Annotated in this window: 23 protein-coding genes; 10 read left to right on the plus strand and 13 right to left on the minus strand. The window is 71.0% G+C overall.

Annotated elements, in window-relative coordinates; all coding sequences use genetic code 11:
- Positions 1–1,169: sensor histidine kinase (locus AE652_RS20525; RefSeq protein ID WP_049653636.1), on the plus strand; the 1,169-nt coding region annotated here is incomplete at its 5' end.
- Entirely contained in the window at positions 1,166–1,828 is a 663-nt protein-coding gene (locus AE652_RS20530; RefSeq protein WP_049653637.1) for a response regulator transcription factor, read from the plus strand. The genes AE652_RS20525 and AE652_RS20530, both read left to right, overlap by 4 nt.
- 112 nt (positions 1,829–1,940) lie before the next feature.
- Here the strand turns inward: AE652_RS20530 and AE652_RS20535 are convergent, their stop codons facing one another.
- On the minus strand, positions 1,941–2,339 hold the full coding sequence (locus AE652_RS20535) for a hypothetical protein (protein ID WP_049653638.1): 399 nt from the start codon (positions 2,337–2,339) through the stop codon (positions 1,941–1,943).
- A gap of 206 nt (positions 2,340–2,545) precedes the next feature.
- Here AE652_RS20535 and AE652_RS20540 point away from each other — a divergent pair, with 206 nt between their 5' ends.
- A complete protein-coding gene (locus AE652_RS20540; protein ID WP_049653640.1) occupies positions 2,546–3,022 on the plus strand; it encodes a hypothetical protein in 477 nt (158 codons plus the stop codon).
- 341 nt (positions 3,023–3,363) lie between these two features.
- Here AE652_RS20540 and dacB read toward each other — a convergent pair whose 3' ends face one another.
- The 4 genes from dacB to AE652_RS20560 form a co-directional block, all read right to left on the minus strand.
- A complete protein-coding gene (gene dacB, locus AE652_RS20545) occupies positions 3,364–5,010 on the minus strand; it encodes a D-alanyl-D-alanine carboxypeptidase/D-alanyl-D-alanine-endopeptidase (RefSeq protein ID WP_082345856.1) in 1,647 nt (548 codons plus the stop codon).
- Positions 5,011–5,087: 77 nt separating this feature from the next.
- Entirely contained in the window at positions 5,088–5,855 is a 768-nt protein-coding gene (locus AE652_RS20550; protein WP_049653643.1) for a DUF4097 family beta strand repeat-containing protein, read from the minus strand.
- An 82-nt stretch (positions 5,856–5,937) separates the two neighbouring features.
- Positions 5,938–7,278, minus strand: coding sequence for an FtsX-like permease family protein (locus tag AE652_RS20555; protein ID WP_049653644.1), 1,341 nt, complete (start codon positions 7,276–7,278; stop codon positions 5,938–5,940).
- Positions 7,275–8,015, minus strand: a complete 741-nt coding sequence (locus AE652_RS20560; RefSeq protein ID WP_082345857.1) for an ABC transporter ATP-binding protein — start codon at positions 8,013–8,015, stop codon at positions 7,275–7,277. The genes AE652_RS20555 and AE652_RS20560 overlap by 4 nt, the downstream gene beginning before the upstream one ends.
- A gap of 258 nt (positions 8,016–8,273) precedes the next feature.
- Here AE652_RS20560 and AE652_RS20565 point away from each other — a divergent pair, with 258 nt between their 5' ends.
- Both AE652_RS20565 and AE652_RS20570 read left to right on the plus strand, forming a co-directional pair.
- Positions 8,274–9,332, plus strand: coding sequence for a sensor histidine kinase (locus tag AE652_RS20565; RefSeq protein WP_234348458.1), 1,059 nt, complete (start codon positions 8,274–8,276; stop codon positions 9,330–9,332).
- Positions 9,333–9,446: 114 nt separating this feature from the next.
- Positions 9,447–10,034: a LuxR C-terminal-related transcriptional regulator gene (locus AE652_RS20570; protein ID WP_369808311.1), complete on the plus strand. Its 588-nt coding sequence runs from the start codon at positions 9,447–9,449 to the stop codon at positions 10,032–10,034.
- A gap of 114 nt (positions 10,035–10,148) precedes the next feature.
- On the opposite strand, the gene AE652_RS48335 is transcribed toward AE652_RS20570, so the two are convergent.
- The 5 genes from AE652_RS48335 to AE652_RS20595 form a co-directional block, all read right to left on the minus strand.
- Positions 10,149–10,283 (minus strand): DUF397 domain-containing protein, encoded by a 135-nt coding sequence (locus AE652_RS48335; protein WP_369808312.1) that lies wholly within the window; start codon positions 10,281–10,283, stop codon positions 10,149–10,151.
- A 215-nt stretch (positions 10,284–10,498) separates the two neighbouring features.
- On the minus strand, positions 10,499–10,840 hold the full coding sequence (locus AE652_RS20580) for an ASCH domain-containing protein (protein WP_049653649.1): 342 nt from the start codon (positions 10,838–10,840) through the stop codon (positions 10,499–10,501).
- 47 nt (positions 10,841–10,887) lie between these two features.
- A complete protein-coding gene (locus tag AE652_RS20585; RefSeq protein ID WP_049653651.1) occupies positions 10,888–11,355 on the minus strand; it encodes an NUDIX hydrolase in 468 nt (155 codons plus the stop codon).
- A 66-nt stretch (positions 11,356–11,421) separates the two neighbouring features.
- Positions 11,422–11,985: a class IV adenylate cyclase gene (gene cyaB / locus AE652_RS20590; RefSeq protein ID WP_049653653.1), complete on the minus strand. Its 564-nt coding sequence runs from the start codon at positions 11,983–11,985 to the stop codon at positions 11,422–11,424.
- A gap of 193 nt (positions 11,986–12,178) precedes the next feature.
- Positions 12,179–12,709: a hypothetical protein gene (locus AE652_RS20595; RefSeq protein ID WP_049653654.1), complete on the minus strand. Its 531-nt coding sequence runs from the start codon at positions 12,707–12,709 to the stop codon at positions 12,179–12,181.
- Positions 12,710–12,826: 117 nt separating this feature from the next.
- On the opposite strand from AE652_RS20595, the gene AE652_RS20600 reads away from it, so the two are divergent.
- The 3 genes from AE652_RS20600 to AE652_RS20610 all read left to right on the plus strand — a co-directional run bounded on the left by AE652_RS20600 (position 12,827) and on the right by AE652_RS20610 (position 15,465).
- Positions 12,827–13,486: an HAD family hydrolase gene (locus AE652_RS20600; RefSeq protein ID WP_049653656.1), complete on the plus strand. Its 660-nt coding sequence runs from the start codon at positions 12,827–12,829 to the stop codon at positions 13,484–13,486.
- 28 nt (positions 13,487–13,514) lie between these two features.
- Positions 13,515–13,994 carry an NUDIX hydrolase gene (locus AE652_RS20605; protein ID WP_049653657.1) on the plus strand — a complete coding sequence of 160 codons (480 nt, stop codon included), beginning with the start codon at positions 13,515–13,517 and terminating at the stop codon, positions 13,992–13,994.
- Positions 13,995–14,232: 238 nt separating this feature from the next.
- Positions 14,233–15,465 (plus strand): helix-turn-helix domain-containing protein, encoded by a 1,233-nt coding sequence (locus AE652_RS20610; RefSeq protein WP_049653659.1) that lies wholly within the window; start codon positions 14,233–14,235, stop codon positions 15,463–15,465.
- Between the two features lie 263 nt (positions 15,466–15,728).
- Here AE652_RS20610 and AE652_RS20615 read toward each other — a convergent pair whose 3' ends face one another.
- Both AE652_RS20615 and AE652_RS20620 read right to left on the minus strand, forming a co-directional pair.
- A complete protein-coding gene (locus tag AE652_RS20615; protein WP_049653661.1) occupies positions 15,729–16,070 on the minus strand; it encodes an ASCH domain-containing protein in 342 nt (113 codons plus the stop codon).
- A 17-nt stretch (positions 16,071–16,087) separates the two neighbouring features.
- Positions 16,088–17,542: a helix-turn-helix transcriptional regulator gene (locus AE652_RS20620; RefSeq protein ID WP_234348460.1), complete on the minus strand. Its 1,455-nt coding sequence runs from the start codon at positions 17,540–17,542 to the stop codon at positions 16,088–16,090.
- Positions 17,543–17,886: 344 nt separating this feature from the next.
- Between AE652_RS20620 and AE652_RS45170 the strand changes: the two genes are divergently transcribed.
- Positions 17,887–18,321: an ATP-binding protein gene (locus AE652_RS45170; RefSeq protein ID WP_107086493.1), complete on the plus strand. Its 435-nt coding sequence runs from the start codon at positions 17,887–17,889 to the stop codon at positions 18,319–18,321.
- 14 nt (positions 18,322–18,335) lie between these two features.
- Positions 18,336–18,887 (plus strand): hypothetical protein, encoded by a 552-nt coding sequence (locus AE652_RS20630; protein ID WP_049653664.1) that lies wholly within the window; start codon positions 18,336–18,338, stop codon positions 18,885–18,887.
- A 172-nt stretch (positions 18,888–19,059) separates the two neighbouring features.
- Here the strand turns inward: AE652_RS20630 and AE652_RS20635 are convergent, their stop codons facing one another.
- The gene (locus tag AE652_RS20635) at positions 19,060–20,310 is read right to left on the minus strand and encodes an RICIN domain-containing protein (protein WP_049653666.1); all 1,251 of its coding nucleotides are present in this window, start codon (positions 20,308–20,310) and stop codon (positions 19,060–19,062) included.
- Positions 20,311–20,649: the final 339 nt, after the last annotated feature.

Here is a 20,649-nt window from a genome sequence, read left to right on the forward strand (position 1 = left end):
GCTGGCGCTCCCGGCTGCCGCCCACGGCGTGGGACGCCCTGCTGGCGACGCTCCTGCTCCTCAACGTCGCGACCACCCGCGCACCGCACGAGCTGCCGGTGGCCGCGGCCCTCACCGCCGCCCTCACCCTGCCCCTGCTGTGGCGGCGCCGGGCCCCGCGCACGGTGTTCGCCGCCGTGGCGGCCGCGGCCCTCGTCCAGTGGCTGGCCGATGTCCAACTGCCCGCCGACGTCGCCCTGTTGGTGGCCCTCTACACGGTGGCAGCGACCTCGGGCCGGCGCGGCACGCTCGTCGCCGGCGCCGCCGTGGAGGCGGGGGCCCTGCTGGCCTGCCTGCGCTGGTCGACGGACGGCGCGTTCCTGACCCCCTTCGTCGCGGTCACCGCCCTGGCCGTCGCCGCCGCCGTCCTCGGCGTGAACGTGCGCACCACGCGCGCCTACCTCGCCGCCCTGGAGGAGCGGGCCGCACGCCTGGAACACGAACAGGAACAGCAGGCGCGACTGGCCGCCGCCGAGGAACGGACCCGCATCACCCGGGAGATGCACGACATCGTCACCCACAACCTGTCCGTCATGGTCGCGCTCACCGACGCCGCCGTCTACGCCCAGCACCGGTCGCCCGACAAGGCCACCACCGCGATGCTCCAGATCTCCGAGACCGGCCGGCAGGCCCTGACCGACATGCGCCGCTCGCTGGGCGTCCTGCGCACCGACGAACCGGACGCGCGGCGCCACCCGCTGCCCGGCATCGCCCAACTGGCCGCCCTCGCCGACCAGATGGGCGCCGCCGGGCTGCCCACCGGCCTCGACGTCCACGGCGGCCACGCCCACATCCCCGCCACCGCCCAACTCACCGTCTACCGCCTGGTACAGGAAGCCTTGACCAACACCCTCAAGCACACGCCCGTCGGCACCCGCGCGACGGTCCGCATCCACTGCGCGACCGCGACCGTCACCGTGGACGTCACCGACACCGGCCCCCACCCGCCCCAGCCCGCCACCGCCACCGCTGCCGCTTCCGTCGTCGTGCCGCCCGGCCACGGCATCCCCGGCATGCGCGAACGCTCGGCCGCCTACGGGGGCACACTGCACGCCGGACCGCTTCCCGACGGCGGCTGGCGGGTCCACACCCGCCTCCACCTCGACAGCGCCGGAGCGCCGCCCGCATGACGATCCGCATCCTGATCGCCGACGACGAAGCACTCCTCCGGATGGCCTTCGGCACCGTCCTGGAAGCCCAGCCCGACATGGCACCGGTCGGCGAAGCCGCCGACGGCGCCCAGGCCGTACGCCTCGCCCGCGAACTGCGCCCCGACGTCGTCCTCATGGACGTCCGGATGCCCGGAACCGACGGCATCGAGGCGACCGGGCAGCTCATCGCGGCCTCGCCGCAGAGCAGAGTGCTCATCCTCACCACCTTCGACCTGGACGAGTACGCCTTCGCCGGGCTCAACGCCGGAGCCTCCGGCTTCCTGCTGAAGAACGCCCGCCCCGAGGAACTCCTCACCGCGATCCGCAACGTCGCCGCCGGCGACGCCGTACTCTCCCCGCGGATCACCCGCCGCCTCCTGGACAACCTCCGCCCGCACATCCCCGACGGCCGCGACCCCGACCACGACGAGCGGCTGAACCGGCTCAGCACCCGCGAACGCGAGGTACTCGTCCAGGTCGGCCGCGGCCTGTCCAACACCGAGATCGCCGCCACCCTGCACCTCGCGGAGGCCACCGTGAAGTCCCACCTGGGCCGCATCCTCCACAAGCTCGAACTCCGCGACCGCATCCAGGCCGTGGTCCTCGCCTACGAAACCCGCCTCATCCACCCGACATGACCCGCCCCCCGGTACCCACCCCGCGCGGGAAGTCGGCCCCGCCGACTTCCTGCGCGGCCGAGGCCAACGCCCTGGCTGTGGAACGCCCACCGGCGTGCCGGCTGGAGGTCGTTCAGCTGTCCGGGCCGCAGACGGCGCCACCGGGCTGCCGGCGGGAGTACCGGACTATGGCGCCCTCAGAGGTCGTTGGCTTGCTGCCGTCGGCGGGAGTGAGGGTGTAGAAGACCATGATGGAACCTTCGGTGACGGCGTTGAGGACGCCGTCCCATGGGATGGCGTAGTCGACCGTGGCGGTGTCAGCGGCGATGTTCACGACGCCCTGGACTGCCGCGGCCGGGGTCTGCCCTTGGAAGTCGCTGCAGACCGTGACGTCGAAGGTGAGCTTGTCTCCGGCCTTGAAGGGGATCCGGTCCACCCTGACGAGGACACCGTTCCAGGGCTTCTGCCGGCAGGTGATCTCGCCGGGAGGCTCCTCTTGGGGGAATTCCGGGATGTCGAGCTCGACCGACATACGGGCTCCTGGTCGTTGAAGGGCTGAGACGGCAGCTCGGACTCCCGCCCCGGGATCATGGAGCAGACGCCGGTTCGAGGGCAGCCGGTTTTCGTGCGCCCGGTCTCTCGTCCTGACACAGCGCCGACCGCGGCCGAGGCGAGCCCGGGGGACCGGGAAGTCGCCCTCCCGTCGTCGAGCTCGAACGGATGCCCTAGTCTCGGCTGATGACGCTCTACTTCGACCCGATGGCCATCCTCGGCAAGGACCGTGACGCCTTCCGAGGCCGTTGGGAAGACCGACTGTGGCTCAACGTTCCCGGGCCCTTCTACGGCGGGGAGACCGATACCTGCTGGACGGGACGGCTTTCGGCACCCGCTCACGTTCTCTACGGAGGCAGATACCTCAGCGAGTACGTCTACCGCCAGCCCAGAACGCCTGCGGACACGGCCCTGCTGGTCGAGGCGGCAGACAACGACCCGTTCCTCGGGTACGGCTGCGATGGCGACTCGCGATGGACACCGCAAACGGTCCGGGAGTGGTGGCGTGACCGCGGCCAGGTCGTGCAGTACCTCTCCGATCAACGGAGCACATGGGAGGAGAGCGATGTCCGGGCAGGCCAGGGCGTAGCCGCTGCCGTCCGCGACTTTGAGCTCTACATCGCCGGTGGCCTGGCAACTGACCTGCGGATCTACCTCTACTGACTGGAAGAGCGGCGATCCCCCGCCCCCGTTGACCGGTTGCCCGAGCTGTAGCGTCACGCAGCGAGCGCGTGGGCTCGCCGGGACCAGGCCGTCGCCTCGTCGTACGGATCCTGGCCTCCCGGACCCAGGGCATGACCGACCGTCGGCTCTAGCAGCGTCCGCAGCGCCAGTGGCCGGTGCCCCAGGCGCTCGCCCGGTGGCCCTGGACCGACAGGTCCGGCATCTCGCGAAGATCGACAACCGATGGCAAGGTCATGGAGGACGGACCTGCAGCACGCCGCCGCCGGTAGACGCGACGGCGTTGGAGTCCTGGTCGTCTTCGAACCAGGTCAGGATGGCCTTCACGCCTTGGGCGACTTGTAGATGGTGGCGGCCATCGCTCCCAGTTGCTTGTTGGCCTTGAGCGCGAGGTCGATGGCATCGCTCACGGAGTCGCTGGGCACCGGGATGTTGTTCACGTAGATCGCGAAGGCGTAGCGGTGGCCGTCCTTCGCATCGATGTAGCCTGCGAGCGCCTTCGTGCCGAGAGCCAGCTTGCCCTGGTAGGGGCTGACCAGGGTGCCGGTCTTCGCGCGGATGTGTCCTGCGGCGGGGTCGGTGCGGTCGATGACGTCGGCGAGCGAGCCGTCGACGCCCATGTTCGGCATGGAGTCGTAGAAGACGTCGAAGTCGTCCTGTCGTGCCAGGTGCCGCAGCAGCGCCACCTGGGCGGTCGGCGTCGCCTTGTCGCCGGGGAGGCCCTGGGCGTCGACGAGGCTCACCGAGTTCGGGTCCACACCCGAGCGGGCGAGGAACTCCTTCTCGGTCTTCATGCCGTCCGCATAGGTTCGTTGCCCGTTGTGTGCCGCCATCAGCGGCGGCAGAAGGTTCGCCCCGAGGTTGTGGCTGACCTTGTTGATCAGCTTCGCGTACTCCTTGAAGGGCGGAGAGGTGTAGGTCGCCGATACGGGCAGCGAGTTCACTTCCGCCGACGGGGGGAGCCTGCTGTCGGGGTTCGCTCCCAGCGAGGGGGCGGACACGCTGACGCCGTTCCTGGCGAGGGCCTCGATGAGGACGGTGCGGGCGAACGCCGCCGGGTCGGGGACCTGGTAGGTCGTCACGAAGGGGGCCTTCGCGTCCGCGGGCACGGAACCCCGGACCCGGATGTGACCAGGGCTCACGCTTTCGGTCGTCACCGCCGGCTTGCTTCCGGCGGGTGTGGTCGTCACCTGCGCGTCGACGCCGAAGGCGGCCGTCTTCGGGCGCCAGTCGACCTTGGCCGGCTCGCCGGGTGCGCCCGGCGTGATGAGCACGTCGATCAGGTTGTCGTTGACGATGGTCGGGGTGACCGGCAGCCCGCCGATCGACACCGGATCCCAGAGTCGGTTGTCGATCACCACGTCGCCGTCGACGTGGCGGACTCCGCTGGCCGCGACCTGTCGGGCCAGCTCGTTGACGCCCGCCAGCGGGTCCTCTGCGGTGATGGTCGCCATGCCGGGGACGGCGTTGGCGTCGTAGTGGTCGAAGTCGGGGACGTCCAGTCCGCCTGACGCGGTGGTCCGCCCGCCGAGTGCCAGATCGCCGTTCCCGACCAGGATGAGGTCGCCGGAGAGCTGCCCGTCCGCGGAGACCGTACCCGAGTGCACCACGGGCGTACGGAAGCGATGGTCGTCACCCAGGACGTCGAGCGCGGCACCGACCGCGAAGGTCTTGGCCGTCGAACCGGTCATGAACTGGGAATCGGCGCCCTTGGACTGGACGACCTTCCCGGTCTGCAGGTCGGCGACCTGCAGGCCCCACTGGCCCGACGACCACGGCGCGGTGCTCATGAGCTTCTGCAGGTCGGCGCTCACCCGTGCGGCACCCGGTGCGGGAGAGGCCGAGTCGTCCGTGGAGTCGTGGGAGCACGCCGTCATCGCCACGGCGGCCGTCATCGAAGCGGCGAGCGCCAGGGCGGTACGCCGCCGTACCCGAGGGGCCTTGATTCCGGAGAGGGAGTTGCTTGGCATTCGTTCTTTCCTGTTCGACTTTCCTGTTCGGCTTTCGCGCTCGATCGAAGGCTTCCGGCCTGGTTGCCGCGCGGCGGTCAGGGCTTCCCGCCCTTGCCGATGGCGATGCTGCCGTTGCGGGTCCGGACGGCCACGGAACGGCCGCTCGCCTCGTCCTTCGCGACGTTCACGGTGACGTCGCCCTTCTTCGCGGCCGTGCGGACCGCGTACGTCGAGTCCGGCAGGCCCAGCTCGACGTCGCCGTCCCTGCTCTGCACGTCGACCAGGTCGGGCACGGCGGCCAGGCGCAGGGCGACGGTGCCGTTGCGCGAGGTGACGCTGACGGACCGGGCGGAGATCCCGTCGCCCTTGATGCTTCCGTCGCCGCCTTGCAGGGCCAGCTTGGCTCCGTGGAGGTCCGACAGCCGGACGTCGCCGCCGGCGGTCCGGGCCGAGAAGTCCGCGGTGAAGCCGGTGGCCTCGATGCGCCCCTTGCCGCTCTCGGCGGTGACGGCGACGGCGCGCGGCACCTTCACGGTGTACTTCGCGCCGCAGCCCACCGAGATCCCCGTGCAGTCCAGCGAGAGTGTGAGCGTGCCCCCTTCGAGCTGCCAGCCGGACCCCACCTCCCCGCCGACCTTCGTGCCGCTGACCCGTCGTTCCACCTGAACGTCCTCGATGTCGGCGGCCACCAGCGCGAGGTCGGCGGAACCGGAGTCGACGGTCAGGCTGCCGCCGGCGAAGTCGAAGGACTTCGATTCCACGGTCGCGTCGGCCGAGGCGCCGTCCGTGGTGCAGGCCGTGGCGGCGAGGCCGAGGAGGGCGGCTCCGCCGAGGGCGAGAAGCGTGCGGGTGGTCGGTTCCATCGGGTTCTTCCTTCGTCAACGAGCATGAACGGGCAGGGTGGTGCGGGTTCCCGCGCCCCGGTTCACGAGCGCAGTGCCCGGTTCACGAGCGCAGCGCCCGGACCGCGACCGTGCGCGACACCCGGGCCGCCTGCAGGACCAGCGCGAGGCAGGTGGTGACCAGCGTCGCGGCGGCGAGCGCCCCGAGCGTGGCCCAGGGGAGGCCCGCCAGGACCCGGACGGCGTCGGTCCGGGCTCCGAGGGCGGTGGTGAGGCTCGACACGGCGACGAACAGCGCGCCGAAGACGATCGCCGTCCCCGCGTAGATCGCCCCCTCGTAGACCATCGACCGGGTGACCACGCCCGGCCGCGCACCGGCCACCGTCACGACGGCGCAGTCGCGGGCGCGTTCCCGCCCGACGAGGGCGATCACGGCGAGGCCCCCGACCCAGGACACGACGAAGACCCAGCCCAGCACGACCAGGATGTCGTCCAGCCCGGCGTTGCCTCCGGGCATGACCTTCCCCATCACCATGAAGAGGCCGACGAACGACAGGGAGAGCGCGAAGGGCAGCACCGTGGTGACGCTCCTCGTCGCGCGGGCCCGGCACGACTGCACGGCCAGGTGCCAGGCGACGCCGCGCGAGGGCACCAGCGCCGTCCAGAGCCTCATCAGCGGGGTGAGCACCCACGGCCCCATCAGCAGCAGCAGGCAGAGGAGGAAGAGGTTCCCGGCGAACGCGAAGGCCGTCCGCTGGGCGAGCCCGCCCTCGAGTTCGAGGCCCAGGCCGGGGATCCACATCCCGACCACGCCGGCGAGCAGGCACAGGGCGAGGGCAGCGCGGGCGACGCCCGGCCGCGCCGGGGGGTCGGAGAAGTCCCGGAAGGCGCGCATCTCCGGCGTCCTGGCGGCCCGCCGGGTGACGCCCCAGCCGCCGAGCAGGCACGGAACCAGTCCGAACAGCACGCTCACGCCGACGTACCAGAACCGGAACCCGGCCGAGGCCCCGTGCAGTTCGAGGCCCGTCCCCTTCCACTGCGCGAGGGCGACACCAGCGACCAGCAGGGCGAGCGGTGCGGCCAGCGCGCCGGCCACCGCGCCCAGCACCACCGTCTGCGTCCGCAGGACGAACCTGACCCGGTGGCGCGGAATCCCGAGGATCACCCACAGGGCGTGCTCGCGCCGCTGGGTCGTCAGCGTCAGGCCGACCGCGGAGGCGACGACGCCCACGGCGGCGAGCACGGTGAAGAAGACGATGTTGCCGCCGAGGGCGATCGACGCGGAGACCATCCGTGCGTCACCCGCCGCCCGCGCCGCCGAGACGGCGGTGAACATCGCGATGGCCGAGCCCGCCGAGCACGCCGCGCCGACCGTGGCGCACAGGAGCGTCCACCACCACATCGACGCCTGCAGGCGGATGTCCGACAGCACGAGCCGGATCACGACTCCTCCCCGCCCGCCTCGTCCGCCGACTGCGCCGCGAGGACGGCGTCGCCCACCGCGCGGGAGTCGCCACCGGGGATGACGGCGTGTACCCGCCCGGACCCCATCACCACGACCTGATCGGCCCGCGCGGCGGCGTGGGGGTCGTGGGTGACCATGAGCACCGTGCTCCCCTGCGCGGGAAGCGCCTGCAGCCAGTCGAGCACCACATGACCCGACTTGAGGTCGAGCGCACCCGTCGGCTCGTCGGCGAAGACGATCCGCGGCTGGTTCGCCACCACCCGGGCCACCGCGACGCGCTGGCGCTCGCCACCGGAGAGGCGGTCGGGGCGTCGCCGCGCGTGCTTGGCGATGCCGAGCCGCGCCATGGCGTCCTCGACCCGCGCCCGGGGCACCCGGCGGCCGGCGAGCCGCGCCGGCAGGGCGATGTTGTCCTCGACCGTCAGCGAGCTGACGAGGTTGTACTCCTGGAAGACGAAGCCGATGTTCTCGCTGCGGAACGCGGCCTGCTTGCGGGGGCTGAGCGAGCGGACGTCCGTCCCGAGGATCTCGACGGACCCCGCGGTCGCCCGCTCCAGCCCGGCCGTGCAGAGCAGGAGCGTCGACTTGCCCGAACCGGAGGGGCCGACGACGGCGGTCAGCCGGCCTTCGGGAATCTTCAGGTCGATGTCGTGCAGGACGCGCGTCGTCTCGCCCCGGCGGCCGGGAATGGGGAATTCCGTCCGAAGGCCGCGCAAACGAATGCACGGCACGGGAGCGGCAGTGGGAAATGGCATGAATCAAGGAAAACAGGGCCGGGCAGTGGAGTGCACGGGAGCCTGCACTGCTATCGGAGGTAGACTTGGATCTACCGCCCGACCGGTCCGAACCGTGCGAAAATGTCGATCATGGCGCAGATTCGTGTTGCCCGGAGGCTGCTGACCGAATTCGTCGCAGCGGCCGCCTTTCCGATTCTCCTGATTTCCGTTCTCGCCGCGCCGGTATCGGTTCCGGTGGTGGCCGAACTGGACCGCTCCAGGGCGCAGTGGTGCGGAGTCCGGACGATGCCGCTGCGGCCCGCCGACCGCAGCTGGCCGCGGTGGGTGGCCGGCCGGCTGCGGGCACGGTCGGTGTGGAGGACCGACCTGCCCGTGTTCGTCACCGCCGCGCTCCTGTCCGCGCTCTCGCTGCTGGTGGGCTTCTTCGGATTCCTCGGCGCCCTGGCGCTGGTGTTCTCCCCCGTCCTCTGGGGTTTCGGCATCGCCGCGGAAGTCGGCCCGTTCACCCCGGCCGCCCTGTGGGAAACCCTCGTGGCGGTGCCCGCGGGAATCGCCCTCGGTGCGGTCACCGTGGGCGCGCTGACCGGCGTCTCCCTGCTCCGCGACCTGCTCCTGCGGGCCTTCTCGGGGAGCCGGAACCCCGACCTGCTCGCGAAACTGGAGGAACTCCGCACCAGCCGGGCCTCGCTGACGGCGGCCTTCGAGAACGAGCGCCGGCGCATCGAGCGTGACCTGCACGACGGCGCCCAGCAGGAACTCGTCGCCCTCGTCATGCGCCTGGGAATCCTGGAAGCCGCGGCGACGGCCACCGAGCAGGAACGGATCGTCCAACTGGCCCGCCAGGCCCAGGCCCAGGCGGAGCGCGCGCTCGAACGGCTGAGGGAGACGGTGCGCGACATCCACCCCAGCGAACTGAGCGATCTCGGCCTCGTCGCCGCCGTCCGGGAACTGGTGGCCAGATCACCGTTGCGGGTCGAACTGACCAGCACCGGTACGGACGCCTGGCTCTCCTCGCCGATCGCCGCGGCCGTGTACTTCACGGTCTCCGAGGCCCTGACGAACATCGCCAAGCACGCGGGCGTCGGGAGCGCCCGGATCGACATGCGGTGCACCGAGGGCGGCGTCCGCGTCCGGGTGGGCGACGACGGCGCCGGCGGCGCGCGGATCAGCACCGGATCCGGGCTCTCCGGGCTGCGTGAGCGGATGCGAAGCGTCGGTGGGAACCTCGAAATCACCAGCCCGCCGGGCGGCGGAACGGAGGTCGTGGCATCCGCCCCGGCCCAACCCCCGTGGTGACGGAATTCGACAGGGAAAGCGATGGGAAATCGATTGTGAGAATCATCCTGGCGGACGACAGTCTGGCTGATACGCGCCGGAATCCGGGAGATCCTGGTTTCCAGTGCCCACGACGTGATCCGCGAATGCGAGGACGCCGACGAACTGGTCGCCGCTGTCGACGACCTCGCCGCCGCCGGAGCCGCCCCCGACCTGGTGATCACGGATGTCCGCATGCCGCCCGGGAACACCGACGACGGACTCCGGGCCGCGATCGACATTCGGTCGCGGCACAAGGACCTGCCGGTCCTGGTCCTCTCCGCCTACGTCACGGGCCCGTACGTGCGCGAACTCCTGAACGGCCCGGGCGCCGACGGGGCGGTCGGCTACCTGCTCAAGGAGAAGGTGGGCAGAGTGGCGGACTTCCTGCGGGCCGTCGAGACGGTCGCCGGCGGCGGAGTGGTGATCGACCCCGAGGTGGTCCGCCACGTCACCCGCGCCGACCCGCCGCGGGGCCCGCTCGCCCGGCTCACGGCCCGCGAACAGGAGGTGCTCGCCCTCATGGCCGAAGGCCGCTCCAACGCGGAGATCGAGGCAGAACTGTTCCTCTCGGGCGCCGCCGTGGCCAAACACGTGGGGAACGTCTTCCTGAAACTCGGCATGCCCTCCGGCGAGGACAACCGCCGGGTGAAGGCCATCCTGACCTGGTTCGAATACAACTAGGACTTCAACGCCGTTGCGTCCACCGGCGGCGGCGTGCAGCAGAACGGTGCAGCTGATCCGCTCCGTGGCCGGCCCCGGCCGCCGAGCATCTGGCCGACCGGGGAGATCCTTGGTTCAGACCTCGCCGAACTCGTCACTGCGGAGAGCGGTGACGAACGGTTCCCAGGCCTTGGCGGCAAAGATCAGGGCCGGTCCGTTCGGGTCCTTGGAATCGCGAACGGGCCTCACGTCGGGGAATCCGGGCGCCACCTCGACGCAGGTGCCCCGTTGTTGCCGTACCCGGACCTGTGCCAGCTGGCGTCGGTGCAGCGCGGATCACGTCGAGCGAAGCCACCTTGGACAGAGACTCCGTCCGGAGCTGATCGTCGTGCTGTCGGATCGGGCCGCCCCACACCGCTCGCTCCTGGCTCCCGCGCAGGAAGTCGGCGGGGTCGACTTCCTGCGCGGGTGAGGCTGGCTCCTGGTTACGGGGTGAGTCGGAGGTGGATCGCGAGGACGCCGAGCTGCTCCTTCTCGGGTGGGTAGATCTCGCGGCAGGCGGTGAGGAGTTCGGTCCGGCTCATCCCCTCGGAGCCGATCGCCGCCGGGTCCTCGGTGTCGAGCATGGCGTCGAAGCTCGGGTACTCCGTGACGCTGGTGACGTGGGTGCGGCAGTGGGTGTCGCCGGATTCGAAGACGAGGGTCTGTCCCGGACGGATCCTGCGCATGCTGGGGTAGCCGACGCGTACCTCGATGGTCTTGGTGCCGGCGGCGATCAGGTCGAGGTAGGGGCGGCGGATCCGGATGACGCGTTCCTGGTCGGGCATGGGATGGTGTTCCGCTTTCTACGCCGAGGAAGGACAGGGAGGGGTGGCTAGCGCACCACGGGGATCGCCCCGGAGCGCCAGTCCGTCAGCCGCTTGCGGATGCTCGGCACCATCGCCAGCCTGTCCGTCTCGGCCGGGGTGAACCACGCGACCTCGTGGGACTCGTCGGACACCCGCAGCTCCCCGCCGACCGGGCGTCCGAGGAGGCAGACGGAGAACTCCTGGCGGACTTCGCCGTCGTCGTAGGCGAGGACGTGGCCCGGGTCGGTGTAGGTGCCGACGATCCCGGTGATCTCGACGTCGATGCCGGTCTCCTCGCGCGTCTCGCGGATGCCGCAGCCGGCGATCGACTCGCCGATGTCCATCCGGCCGCCGGGCAGCGCCCACATCCCGTTGTCGGTGCGGCGCTGGAGCAGGACGCGTCCGGCGTCGTCGACCACGACCACGGACGCGGCCGGGACCAGCGAGTTCGCCTCGGGGGCGTTCGGGTCGTCCTCGTAGTCACGCCTGGGCATGGCCTGCCACCTCCGCAGTCGGGGCCGTCCGCATGTCATGCCCTTTCTCCCACAGTCCTCGACCCGTCAGGTGCGAGCCGCGGCCACCGCGTCCGTGTACAGCTCCGTCGTCAGGTCGTCGTCACCGATCCCGAGATCGGCCAGCACGGCCCGCACGGTGTCGAGCGCCGCTGCGAGGCCGTCCTCGGCTGCGGCAGCGGTCTCGACCTCGATGAACGTCGCGTCGAGTTCCGGGACGCGGACGAGGGTGGCGAGGAACCGTCGGCCGTCGCGCTCGAAGGCGTGGTTGCGGCACCGCTTCTCGAACCGGATGCGCGGGGTGAAGCCGAGGCCGCGGATGATCTCGTGCACCGCCTCGGCGTCCTCCACCCGCGTCTCGGCCTCCCACTTCGACCCGGACGCCTCGTCCACCCGGGCGCCCTTGTACGTGAGCAGGGTGACGGTGTCGTCGGGCCCGTGCACGGTGCGGACCCGGAGCTCACGGTCGGCGCCCGTCAGACTGCCGTCCGGCGCGTCGTAGTAGGTGTCGCGGTAGACCTCGGCCCGGCCGGCCCCGTACTGCTCCTCCAGCCGTGCGAGGACACGCTCGGGGTCGCGTACGACCGCCTTGAGCTCCGCCTCGATCGCCATGCCGTTTCCTCCTTCAGATTCGGCCAACCTCGTACGGCAACAGGGGTGTTGTAGCTGCGCCATGCTCTCCCCGGCCCCGCCGCCTCGCGCAGGCGGGGCCGAGACAATAGGTCGATGGTCCGGCGCGATGCGGCGTGTGTGCAGTTGTGTAGTGGCCCTGGCGGGGACCCCGATGACGGTTCCCCTGGCAGGGTCAGTGGGTCGGACGGATCATCGCGGTCAGCCGGGGCGAGTCCGGCGCGGGCTGTTGGGCGTTGAACGCCTGGTAGCCCCAGGCCTCGTAGAGGCGTTGGACTTTCCCGTCTCCGGCGAGCGGGTTCACCAGCAGCGTGACACGGCTTTCGGGGCGGCCGGCCAGCAGTGCGTCGTGGATGCGGCGGGCGGTTCCGCTGCCGCGCCAGGGGGTGCGGACGCCGATCTCCTTGATGGCCAGGGCCGGGGTGTCGGTGTATCCGTGGGGGAGGGGCTCGGTCATGCGCTTCCAGTACCGGTCGCCGGACGCGATGGTGTTGCCGTAGGCGTAGCCGACCGGCAGTTCGCCGTCGTAGCCGAGGGCGAGGACGAAGCCCGGTTCGGCGGCGTGCCGGTCGAGGCGTTCGGCGAACACGTCGACGCGGTAGTTCGGCAGGTGCAGCAGCGGGGCGCGCACGTCGGCGTAGACGTCCAGCAGATCCTGCCGGGCGTCGGGGGCCAGGGTTGTGTGGTGGCGGAGTTCGACGGTCACGCGGTGGTCCTCCAGGTGCGCCCGGCCCGCGGGGAGTGCGGTGGTGTGCAGGGGTGGCAGGTCATCGGGGGAGAGGATGCCCGGGGGGTGTTCTGGTCGCATTAGGCTGCGGTTGTGATGATCAAGGCTGTGGTGTTCGACGTCGGGGAGTGCCTGGTCGACGAGACCCGGGAGTACGGTACCTGGGCCGACTGGTTGGGCGTGCCGAGGCACACGTTCGTGGCCCAGCTCGGCGCGGTGATCGCGCAGGGCCGGGACTACCGGGAGACGTTCCAGGTCTTCGCCCCCGGCTTCGACCTCTCCGAGGAGCGCGAGAAGCGGGTGGCCGTCGGCCGGGCGGAGACCTTCGGTGAGGAGGACCTCTACCCGGACGTCCGGGGCGCGTTCGCTCAACTCCGGGCGGAGGGCCTGTGGTTGGCGATCGCCGGCAACCAGACCGTGCGGGCCGGGGCGATCCTTCGTCGGCTGTTCACGGACGATGTCGACCTGATCGGCACCTCCGACGACTGGGGCGCGAGCAAGCCGGACCCCGCCTTCTTCGAGCGCGTCGCCGAGGCGGTGCCCGCCGAGTCGCACGAGATCCTCTACGTCGGTGACCGGCTCGACAACGACGTGCTCCCCGCCCGGGCGGCCGGGATGCGGACGGCGTTGATCCGGCGCGGCCCGTGGGGCTGGATCCAGCAGCACGACCCGGCCGCCGGGCAGGCGACGTTCCGGATCGACTCGCTGGCGGAACTCCCGGACCTGATCGCCAAGTTCAACGCTGCGGCGAGCTGAGCCGCCCCACCGAGACCATGAGGTGCGAGTGAGCAGTGAGTGGACCGTCCACGGCAGCCGTCCCGTCTACACCAGCGCGTGGGTGCGGCTCGACCTGGTCGACGTCGAGCCGCGCGGAAGGGCCCGGTACGAGCACCACCTGGTGCGATTCGCGCCGGTCGCGGCCGTCGTCGTGGTCAACGACCGGGACGAGGTGCTGATGATGTGGCGGCACCGCTTCGCGACGGGCACCTGGAGCTGGGAGATTCCCAGCGGCATCGTCGAGGACGGGGAATCCCTCGAGGCCGCAGCGGTCCGCGAGGTGTTCGAGGAGACCGGCTGGCAGGTGGACGAGGTCGAGGCCCTTGCCTATGTCCAGCCCATCGGCGGCATGAGCAACGCCGAGCACCACGTGTTCCTCGCCCACGGTGCCACCTACGTCGCACCGCCGGTGGACACCCACGAGGCCGACCGGATCGAGTGGATCCCGATCTCCCGGATCCAGGGCATGATCGACCGGCGGCTCTAGCAGCGTCCGCAGCGCCAGTGGCCGGTGCTCCAGGTGCTCGCCCGGCGTCCCTAGATCGGCAGGGCCGGCATCTCGCGAAGAGCGACAGCCAGATGGCGGTGGGCCGCGCACGTCGGCGTAGCCGTCCAGCGGATCCCGCCGGGCTTCGGGGCCCGCGGCCCGCCGGAACGCGGTAGCTTCCCGGTGGTACCGCGGCCTCACGGACCGGGCAGGCGGGCGCGAGCGCGGGAGGGCTGCTGTGCTGGAGGAACGGGAGTCGATCGGCAAGCGGGTGCGGCGGGCGCGGCTGAGGTTGGGCATGACCCAAGCCGACCTGGCCGCCGCTACCGGAAGGACCCAGGGCTGGGTGTCGAAGGTCGAGAAGGGCGCGATCGAGCTCGACCGGGCCGGCACCATCAACCAGGTCGCGGCGGCGCTGCACTGCCACCCCAACGACCTCATCGAGAGGCCCTTCGTCGCGGGCAAGCCGTCGGAGAACCAGTGGCAGGTGTCGGCCGCCGCCATCCTGCGGGAGCTTCGCCGCTACGACCTCACGCCGGTCTTCGACGGTGCGCCCCGGCCGTCGGCGGAACTCTGGCGCGAGACGGAGCGCCTGCACCGGCTCCGGGACGCGGCCGCCAACGTGGCCATCCTGAAGGTGCTCCCGGACATGCTGCGCGAAGCGCGTGCGCTGGCCGAGGTGTCCACCGGCCGCGAACGCGAGGAGGCGTTCGCGGTCTACGCGATCGAGTGCAAGTTCGCGCACACCGCCGCGCACACGCTCGGCCACCCCGAGCTGATCGCCATGGCCTGCGAGCGGGCCGCCTGGTCGGCCCGGCTGTCCGGCGACCCGGTGATGGAGGCGGTCGCGGACTGGATGCGGGTGTGGGACATGTGGGCCACGGCGGACTGGGACGACGCCCTGGCACTGTCCGACAAGGCGCTTCGCCTCGTCGAGGACCGCTACCGCGCCAACGACCCCCTGGCCGTAAGGGCTTGGGGCGCCATGCACCTGCGCGCCGCCGTGTCCGCCGCCCGCGCCGGCCGGCGGACGGAGGCCGAGGACCGCATCCGGCACGCGTACGCGGCAGCCGAGTTGATGGACGGAAGCCGGGCCGAGCCCCCCTTCGACCGGCACTCGCTCACCTTCTCCAGTGGCAACGTCCAAGTCCACGCGGTGTCGGTCCAGTTGGAGATGGGCGACCACGCCAGAGCCCTGATCCTCAACGAGCGTGCCGACCCGGCGAAGGTCGCCGCCCTCCCGGCCTCCCGGCGGGGCCACCACCACATGGACCTGGCCCGCGCCTGGCTGTGGGACGGCAACCGCGACAAGGCGCTCCAGGCCCTGGAGGCGGCGGAGAAGACCGCCCCGCAACTCGTGCGCAACCACCCGATCGCCCGCGCCACCCTGCGCAAGATCGTCTACGCCGAGCGCTCGGCCACCCGCGAGAAGCTGCGCCACATGTCCGACCGCTTCCACCTGGACGGATAGGGCGGCCGGGCGGTACCAAACCCACGGCCGCACCCCCGAGCGCCGGGCAGTCCGCCGACCCGCCGACCCGCCGTCACGTCGGATGCTCGGCTGGGAGGACCCAGTCGAGCATCTGGCCGGCCGACCAGGTGCTACGGCATGCTCCGGAAGTACTGCTGTCCGGGGAAGCCCTCGGTTCAGACGTCGCCGAACTCGCTCCTGGCTCCCGCGCAGGAAGTCGGCTCGGTCGACTTCCTGCGCGGGTGAGGCTGGCCGTCCCCTGGTTACGGGGTGAGTCGGAGGTGGATCGCGAGGACGCCGAGCTGCTCCTTCTCAGGTGGGTAGATCTCGCGGCAGGCGGCGAGGAGTTCGGTCCGGCTCATCCCCTCGGAGCCGATCGCCTCCGGGTCCTCGGCGTCGAGCATGGCGTCGAAGCTCGGGTACTCCGTGACGCTGGTGACGTGGGTGCGGCAGTGGGTGTCGCCGGATTCGAAGACGAGGGTCTGTCCCGGACGGATCCTGCGCATGCTGGGGTAGCCGACGCGTACCTCGATGGTCTTGGTGCCGGCGGCGATCAGGTCGAGGTAGGGGCGGCGGATCCGGATGACGCGTTCCTGGTCGGGCACGGGATGGTGTTCCTCTTCTATGCCGTGGAAGGGAGGGGAAAGACGGCGAGGCGCTCATGCAGTTCGCCGACGGCACCATGACGGGGGTATCGGCGGGCGAGGTAGCCGGTGAGGTCGGTGGCGCGGGCGCGTACGGAGTCGACGACGCGCTCGGAATCCAGCGCCTGGTTGCCGAGGGCTACAGCGTTGTCGGGGTCGCCGAGCTGGGCGTGGGCGAGGGCCAGATCAATGCGGGCGATGGCCTCGCGGCTGGGCGAACGGGAAGCCGCCGGGGCGGACTCGTACACGGAGAGCGCGTGTTCTGCATGGCGACGGGCATCCTCGGCCTTGCCGAGCAGGATGCAGGCGGTGGCCGGGTAGGACGTGAGGGCATAGTCGGCGAGTGGCAGTGGGTCGAGGCCGAAACGGCGGGGGATTCGGGCGGGCAGGAACTGGTGGGCGTCTTGGGCGGCGCGCAGGGAGGACACGAAGCCCTCGGGATCGCCGTCTGCGGCCGAGGCGCGGGCGGCCTGGGCGTGGAGACGGACGGCGAGGGGGTGCGTGGCGGGTGCCTGGGTCAGGCCCTGACGAGCGGCAGCCAGTGCCCGATCAGGGCGGTGCTCGTAGAGGTTGATGGAGGCGGCGGCGTCCATGGCCCATCCGCACAGCTCACCGTGGCCGGCCTGCCTGCCGTGTACGAAGGCGTCGTTGGCGAAGGCGAGGCCTGCTCGAGGGCTACCGAGGTCATGGGCCAGCCAGGCAAGGAGTTCGGAGAGCCATCCTGCGTAGGCGAGGAGTTCGCGGCCCTGCTCGTGGGTGTGCTTCGCCTTCAACAGGGCGTCCACCTTGCGGCGGTAGTCGAGCGTTTCAGCGAACACCTGTTGCGGCGGCATCACGGAGTAGGCGTCGTTGAAGTCGGTGACCGCTAGCTCCAGGTGGTCGAGTGACCCGACGCCCAGTGAGCTGGCCTCAGCCTGACGCGTGAACTCCATGGCTTCGGCAGCAGCCTGGTCGAGAACCTGGGCGGCTGAGGTCGGGGCCGCGATCGTAAGACCCGTCAGCATGAGCGCGGTTCGACGCTTCGTGGCCGCCACCTCCTCCAGTTCCGCCCCCGCATGCGTGGAGGTGGTTCCTTCTGGGAGTGTCGCACCTTCCGGGCCGTCGGCTCGGAATGCCACGGGTGTGTAGTCGGCGGCCAAGCCCAGCTGGACGGGACTGGTCTGGAAGAGGCGGCAGAGCAGGTCCTGGTACTCAGGACTCGGCGCCTTGCCGGCCTCCCAGTCCTTCCAGGACCGTTCGGTGAGTCCGATCTTGCGTAGGCGTTCCCGGTCGACCAGGTCGTGAGCTTCCTGGACCGCCTCGGTGACAGTCCAGCCCACTGCCAGTCGGAAGGCCTTGAGGCGACGGTGCCCACAGTGCGCCTCGATCTCCTTGACGATCAGCTCGACCAAGTCGTACGGCACCTGTTCGGGGTTCCCGGCCTGACCGATCATCCGTTCTCTCATCCGGCGCCCGCACACGGCTGCGTGCGGGCCACCTTGTGATGCTGCGGCGACAGTCATGGGAGACATTTCCTTGCGTGGTGATTCCTGTGCGTCGGTGCGGCGTCATGCATGTCCGGACTCATTTGCTGCTGGTTGGTCGAACCATGACCTCGTGCGATGGGTCTCTTCCTGCCGGAACCGGGCGATGGCCTCGCCCGATCGGGGCGGCGATCTCTCACTACCTGCGATCAAGCTGTAACGCCAGGCTACTGGGTGGCGCTGCATTAGGTGTACACAGCGTGATGTCGCGCCCCTTCTCGCATGTCCCCTCCCCGCTCCCTTCGAGGTCCACCATGCTCAAAGCCCGCCGGCCCCGCGCGTTCGTCGCGTGCCTCGACTCCCGCATCGAATCCACGCCCCTGGCGCGGTACTTGCTCCGGGCCTACCTCTCCGGGCTGCCGTCCGGTGACCGCTACGCCGACACGGCCGAGCTGCTCCTCGGGGAGCTGTTCGCCAATGCCGTCCAGCACTCCGACGGGCCGGACGACTGCCACATCGAGGTTCGCTTCGCCCTCGTCAACTCGCGCCTGCGGCTGGAGGTGCACGATGCCGGTAGCGGCCGGCCGTCCGTCCACGTTGCCGCGCTCTCGGACGAGCGCGGGCGTGGGATGTTCCTCGTCAACGAGCTTGCGGAGCGCTGGGGTTGCTCCTCCCGGCCGGGTGGGATCGGCAAGTTCGTGTGGGTGCTCGTCGCCCCGATCCCCGCGCCCGTCCTCGTCAACGCCTGAGAGTCCGACTGCTGATGAACCTCACGACCCTGGCGCGGCACGCCCTCTCCCGTGGCCGCACGCCCGCCGAGACGTACGCGCTCCTCGCCCGCCGTACCGGCAAGCCGCTCTCCTCCGCCCGCGCCGTCTGCCTCGCCCTCGACATCCCGCTCGCGGAGACCGGCCGCCGCCTGGACGAGTGTTACGACGCCCTGCTCTCGGACCCCCGGCCGGACTCCGAGACGGACACCGGCGAACTCCTCGAGGCCCTCGGGGTCTTCGACGTCCCCAAGTCGCTCACCGACACCGAACTCGCCGTCGTCGACCTGTTCCTGGCCGCCGTCGACGCCATGGGCGGCATCCGTGCCGGCCACCAGCACGGCCTCCAGCGCTGGTTCACCACCGGCAACCTGACCACCGCGTACCTCTCGCTCGCCGCCGCCCGGCCCATGCCTCGCACCGGCGATCCCGTCCGCTACTGGTCCACCCTCGTCGCCGCCGGCGAACTCCTCACCACCACCGCCCACTCCGAGATCCGCGTCAAGTACGCCCTCGCGCACTGCCGAACCCAAGCCACCCGCGCCTGACTCCCGCGCAGAGCGGCCGGATCGGCCGAGCGCGTCCGCTGCCGCAGGCCTGGGAGCAGGGCGAGGGCAGTTCCGGGCGGAGTCGGCAGAGGGCACGAGGGCGCGAGGGCAGACGGAAGGCGGGTGCCGCCGTGGTCGGCGGCACCCGCGGGGAAACCGGTGCGGGCTCTGGTCAGGCCTTGACGAGGACGTAGGTGCCGGTGCCGTCGGCCTTGCCCATGCTGTACTGGCGCAGGGGCTGGCCGTCGGCGTTGCGGTCGTGGCCGACCATGTGGCCGGTGTACTTGTTCTGGACGCCGATCTTGTCGCTGCCGGGGACGTCGCGGTAGAAGTAGAACCGCTGCAGGTCGTCGACCTTGCAGTCGGCCTGCTGCAGGATGGTGCCCTCGGTGGCGGCGGTCGCCTCCGGGACGGCCAGGCACTTGTTGGTCGAGCGGTTGATCAGGATCTGCTCAGCGATGCCGTTCGCCGTCGGGCCGCCGCACAGCTGCCACTGGTCCTGGCTCTGCGGCCAGCCCTGGGCGGCGGGCCGCAGCTGGATGTTGTTGCTGCCCCAGTCCAGGAAGCCGGGAGCGGACCAGAACAGCGCGCGGTCGGGTGTGGCGAGCTTGTAGTTGGCCGCGTCGCAGGTGAAGCCGGGCGGCGCGGTGGTGCCGGGGAATCCGGGCCAGTCCTGCTTGACTCCCGAAGCCTTGGCCGGAGCGGCCGGAGCAGCCGCGTCGGCGCGGAGCGCGGCGGTGCAGCCCAGGATGTCCTGCGCCCTGCGCATGATGCTGTTCGCCGGTACGGCGTCCTCGCAGCGCACCGCGCCCTCTTCCAGGGTGGTGAAGGTGGTGTAGCTGCCCCCGCCGGGGCCCTCGACCCACTTGGTGGCGTACGTGCCGTTGCCCGTGTCGACGCGGTTGCAGTTCAGGCTGCCGTACTGGCCGGTGACCTTCCGCGTTCCCTCGTACAGGGCGTAGTAGCCGGGCTTCTGGAAGTTCCAGGTGATCGACTTCGACTCGGTGCTGGTCGTGGAGGACTCCAGTTTGACGCTCAGCTTCGCGCTCGCCTCGACCTTGGCGAGGGTCGCGATCTCGAAGTTGCCCGTGATGGAGGCGTCGAGGCCGACCGAGACCGTCACCACCGACTGGGTGGTGGCCGTCACCGTCTGGGAGCCCGTCGCGCCGTCGGTGACGTACCAGCCCTTGAAGTGGGTGATCGTCGGGACGACCTGGAGGGATTTGATGAACGGGTAGCGCTTGCCGAGGTCCGCGGCCGTACAGGTGTCGCCGAGCGCGGGGTCCCCGGCCACGGCGGCGGCCGTCCGTGCCGGGGTGGCGGCCGCGGCCGGGGCCATGGCGGCCATGGTGCCGAGCGCGGAGACCGCGGCGAGGGCGACCAGCCCCGCGCGCCGGCGGCCGGATGAGCGTGAGTGACGCATCGTTGTTCCCCCCTGGCGTCCGGACTCCGCGTCAGGACAGGCGGGAGCCCGGGTGGTGGTGTGGTCGGTGTGGTGGTGCCGGTCGCAAACGAACATAGCTGCGGGATTATTGACGGGACCATGCCAGAACAGGTCAACGGGCCGCCGGTCCGGGACGGGTCGGAATGGCCGGTTCCCCGATCGCGCGGGCGGCGCCCGACCGCCACCACCGCGGCCGTGCGGCGCGGGACGCGGGAGCACGGGACGGACGCGGCGGCCGGGCGCCGGGGCGGCCCGGGGGGTTGTGCGGCCAGCCCTGATCCGACGCAGTGGCACATTCGCCCGCCGAAGGTGCACTTG

Source organism: Kitasatospora sp. MY 5-36 (genome assembly GCF_001182915.1).
Taxonomy (GTDB): Bacteria; Actinomycetota; Actinomycetes; order Streptomycetales; family Streptomycetaceae; genus Kitasatospora.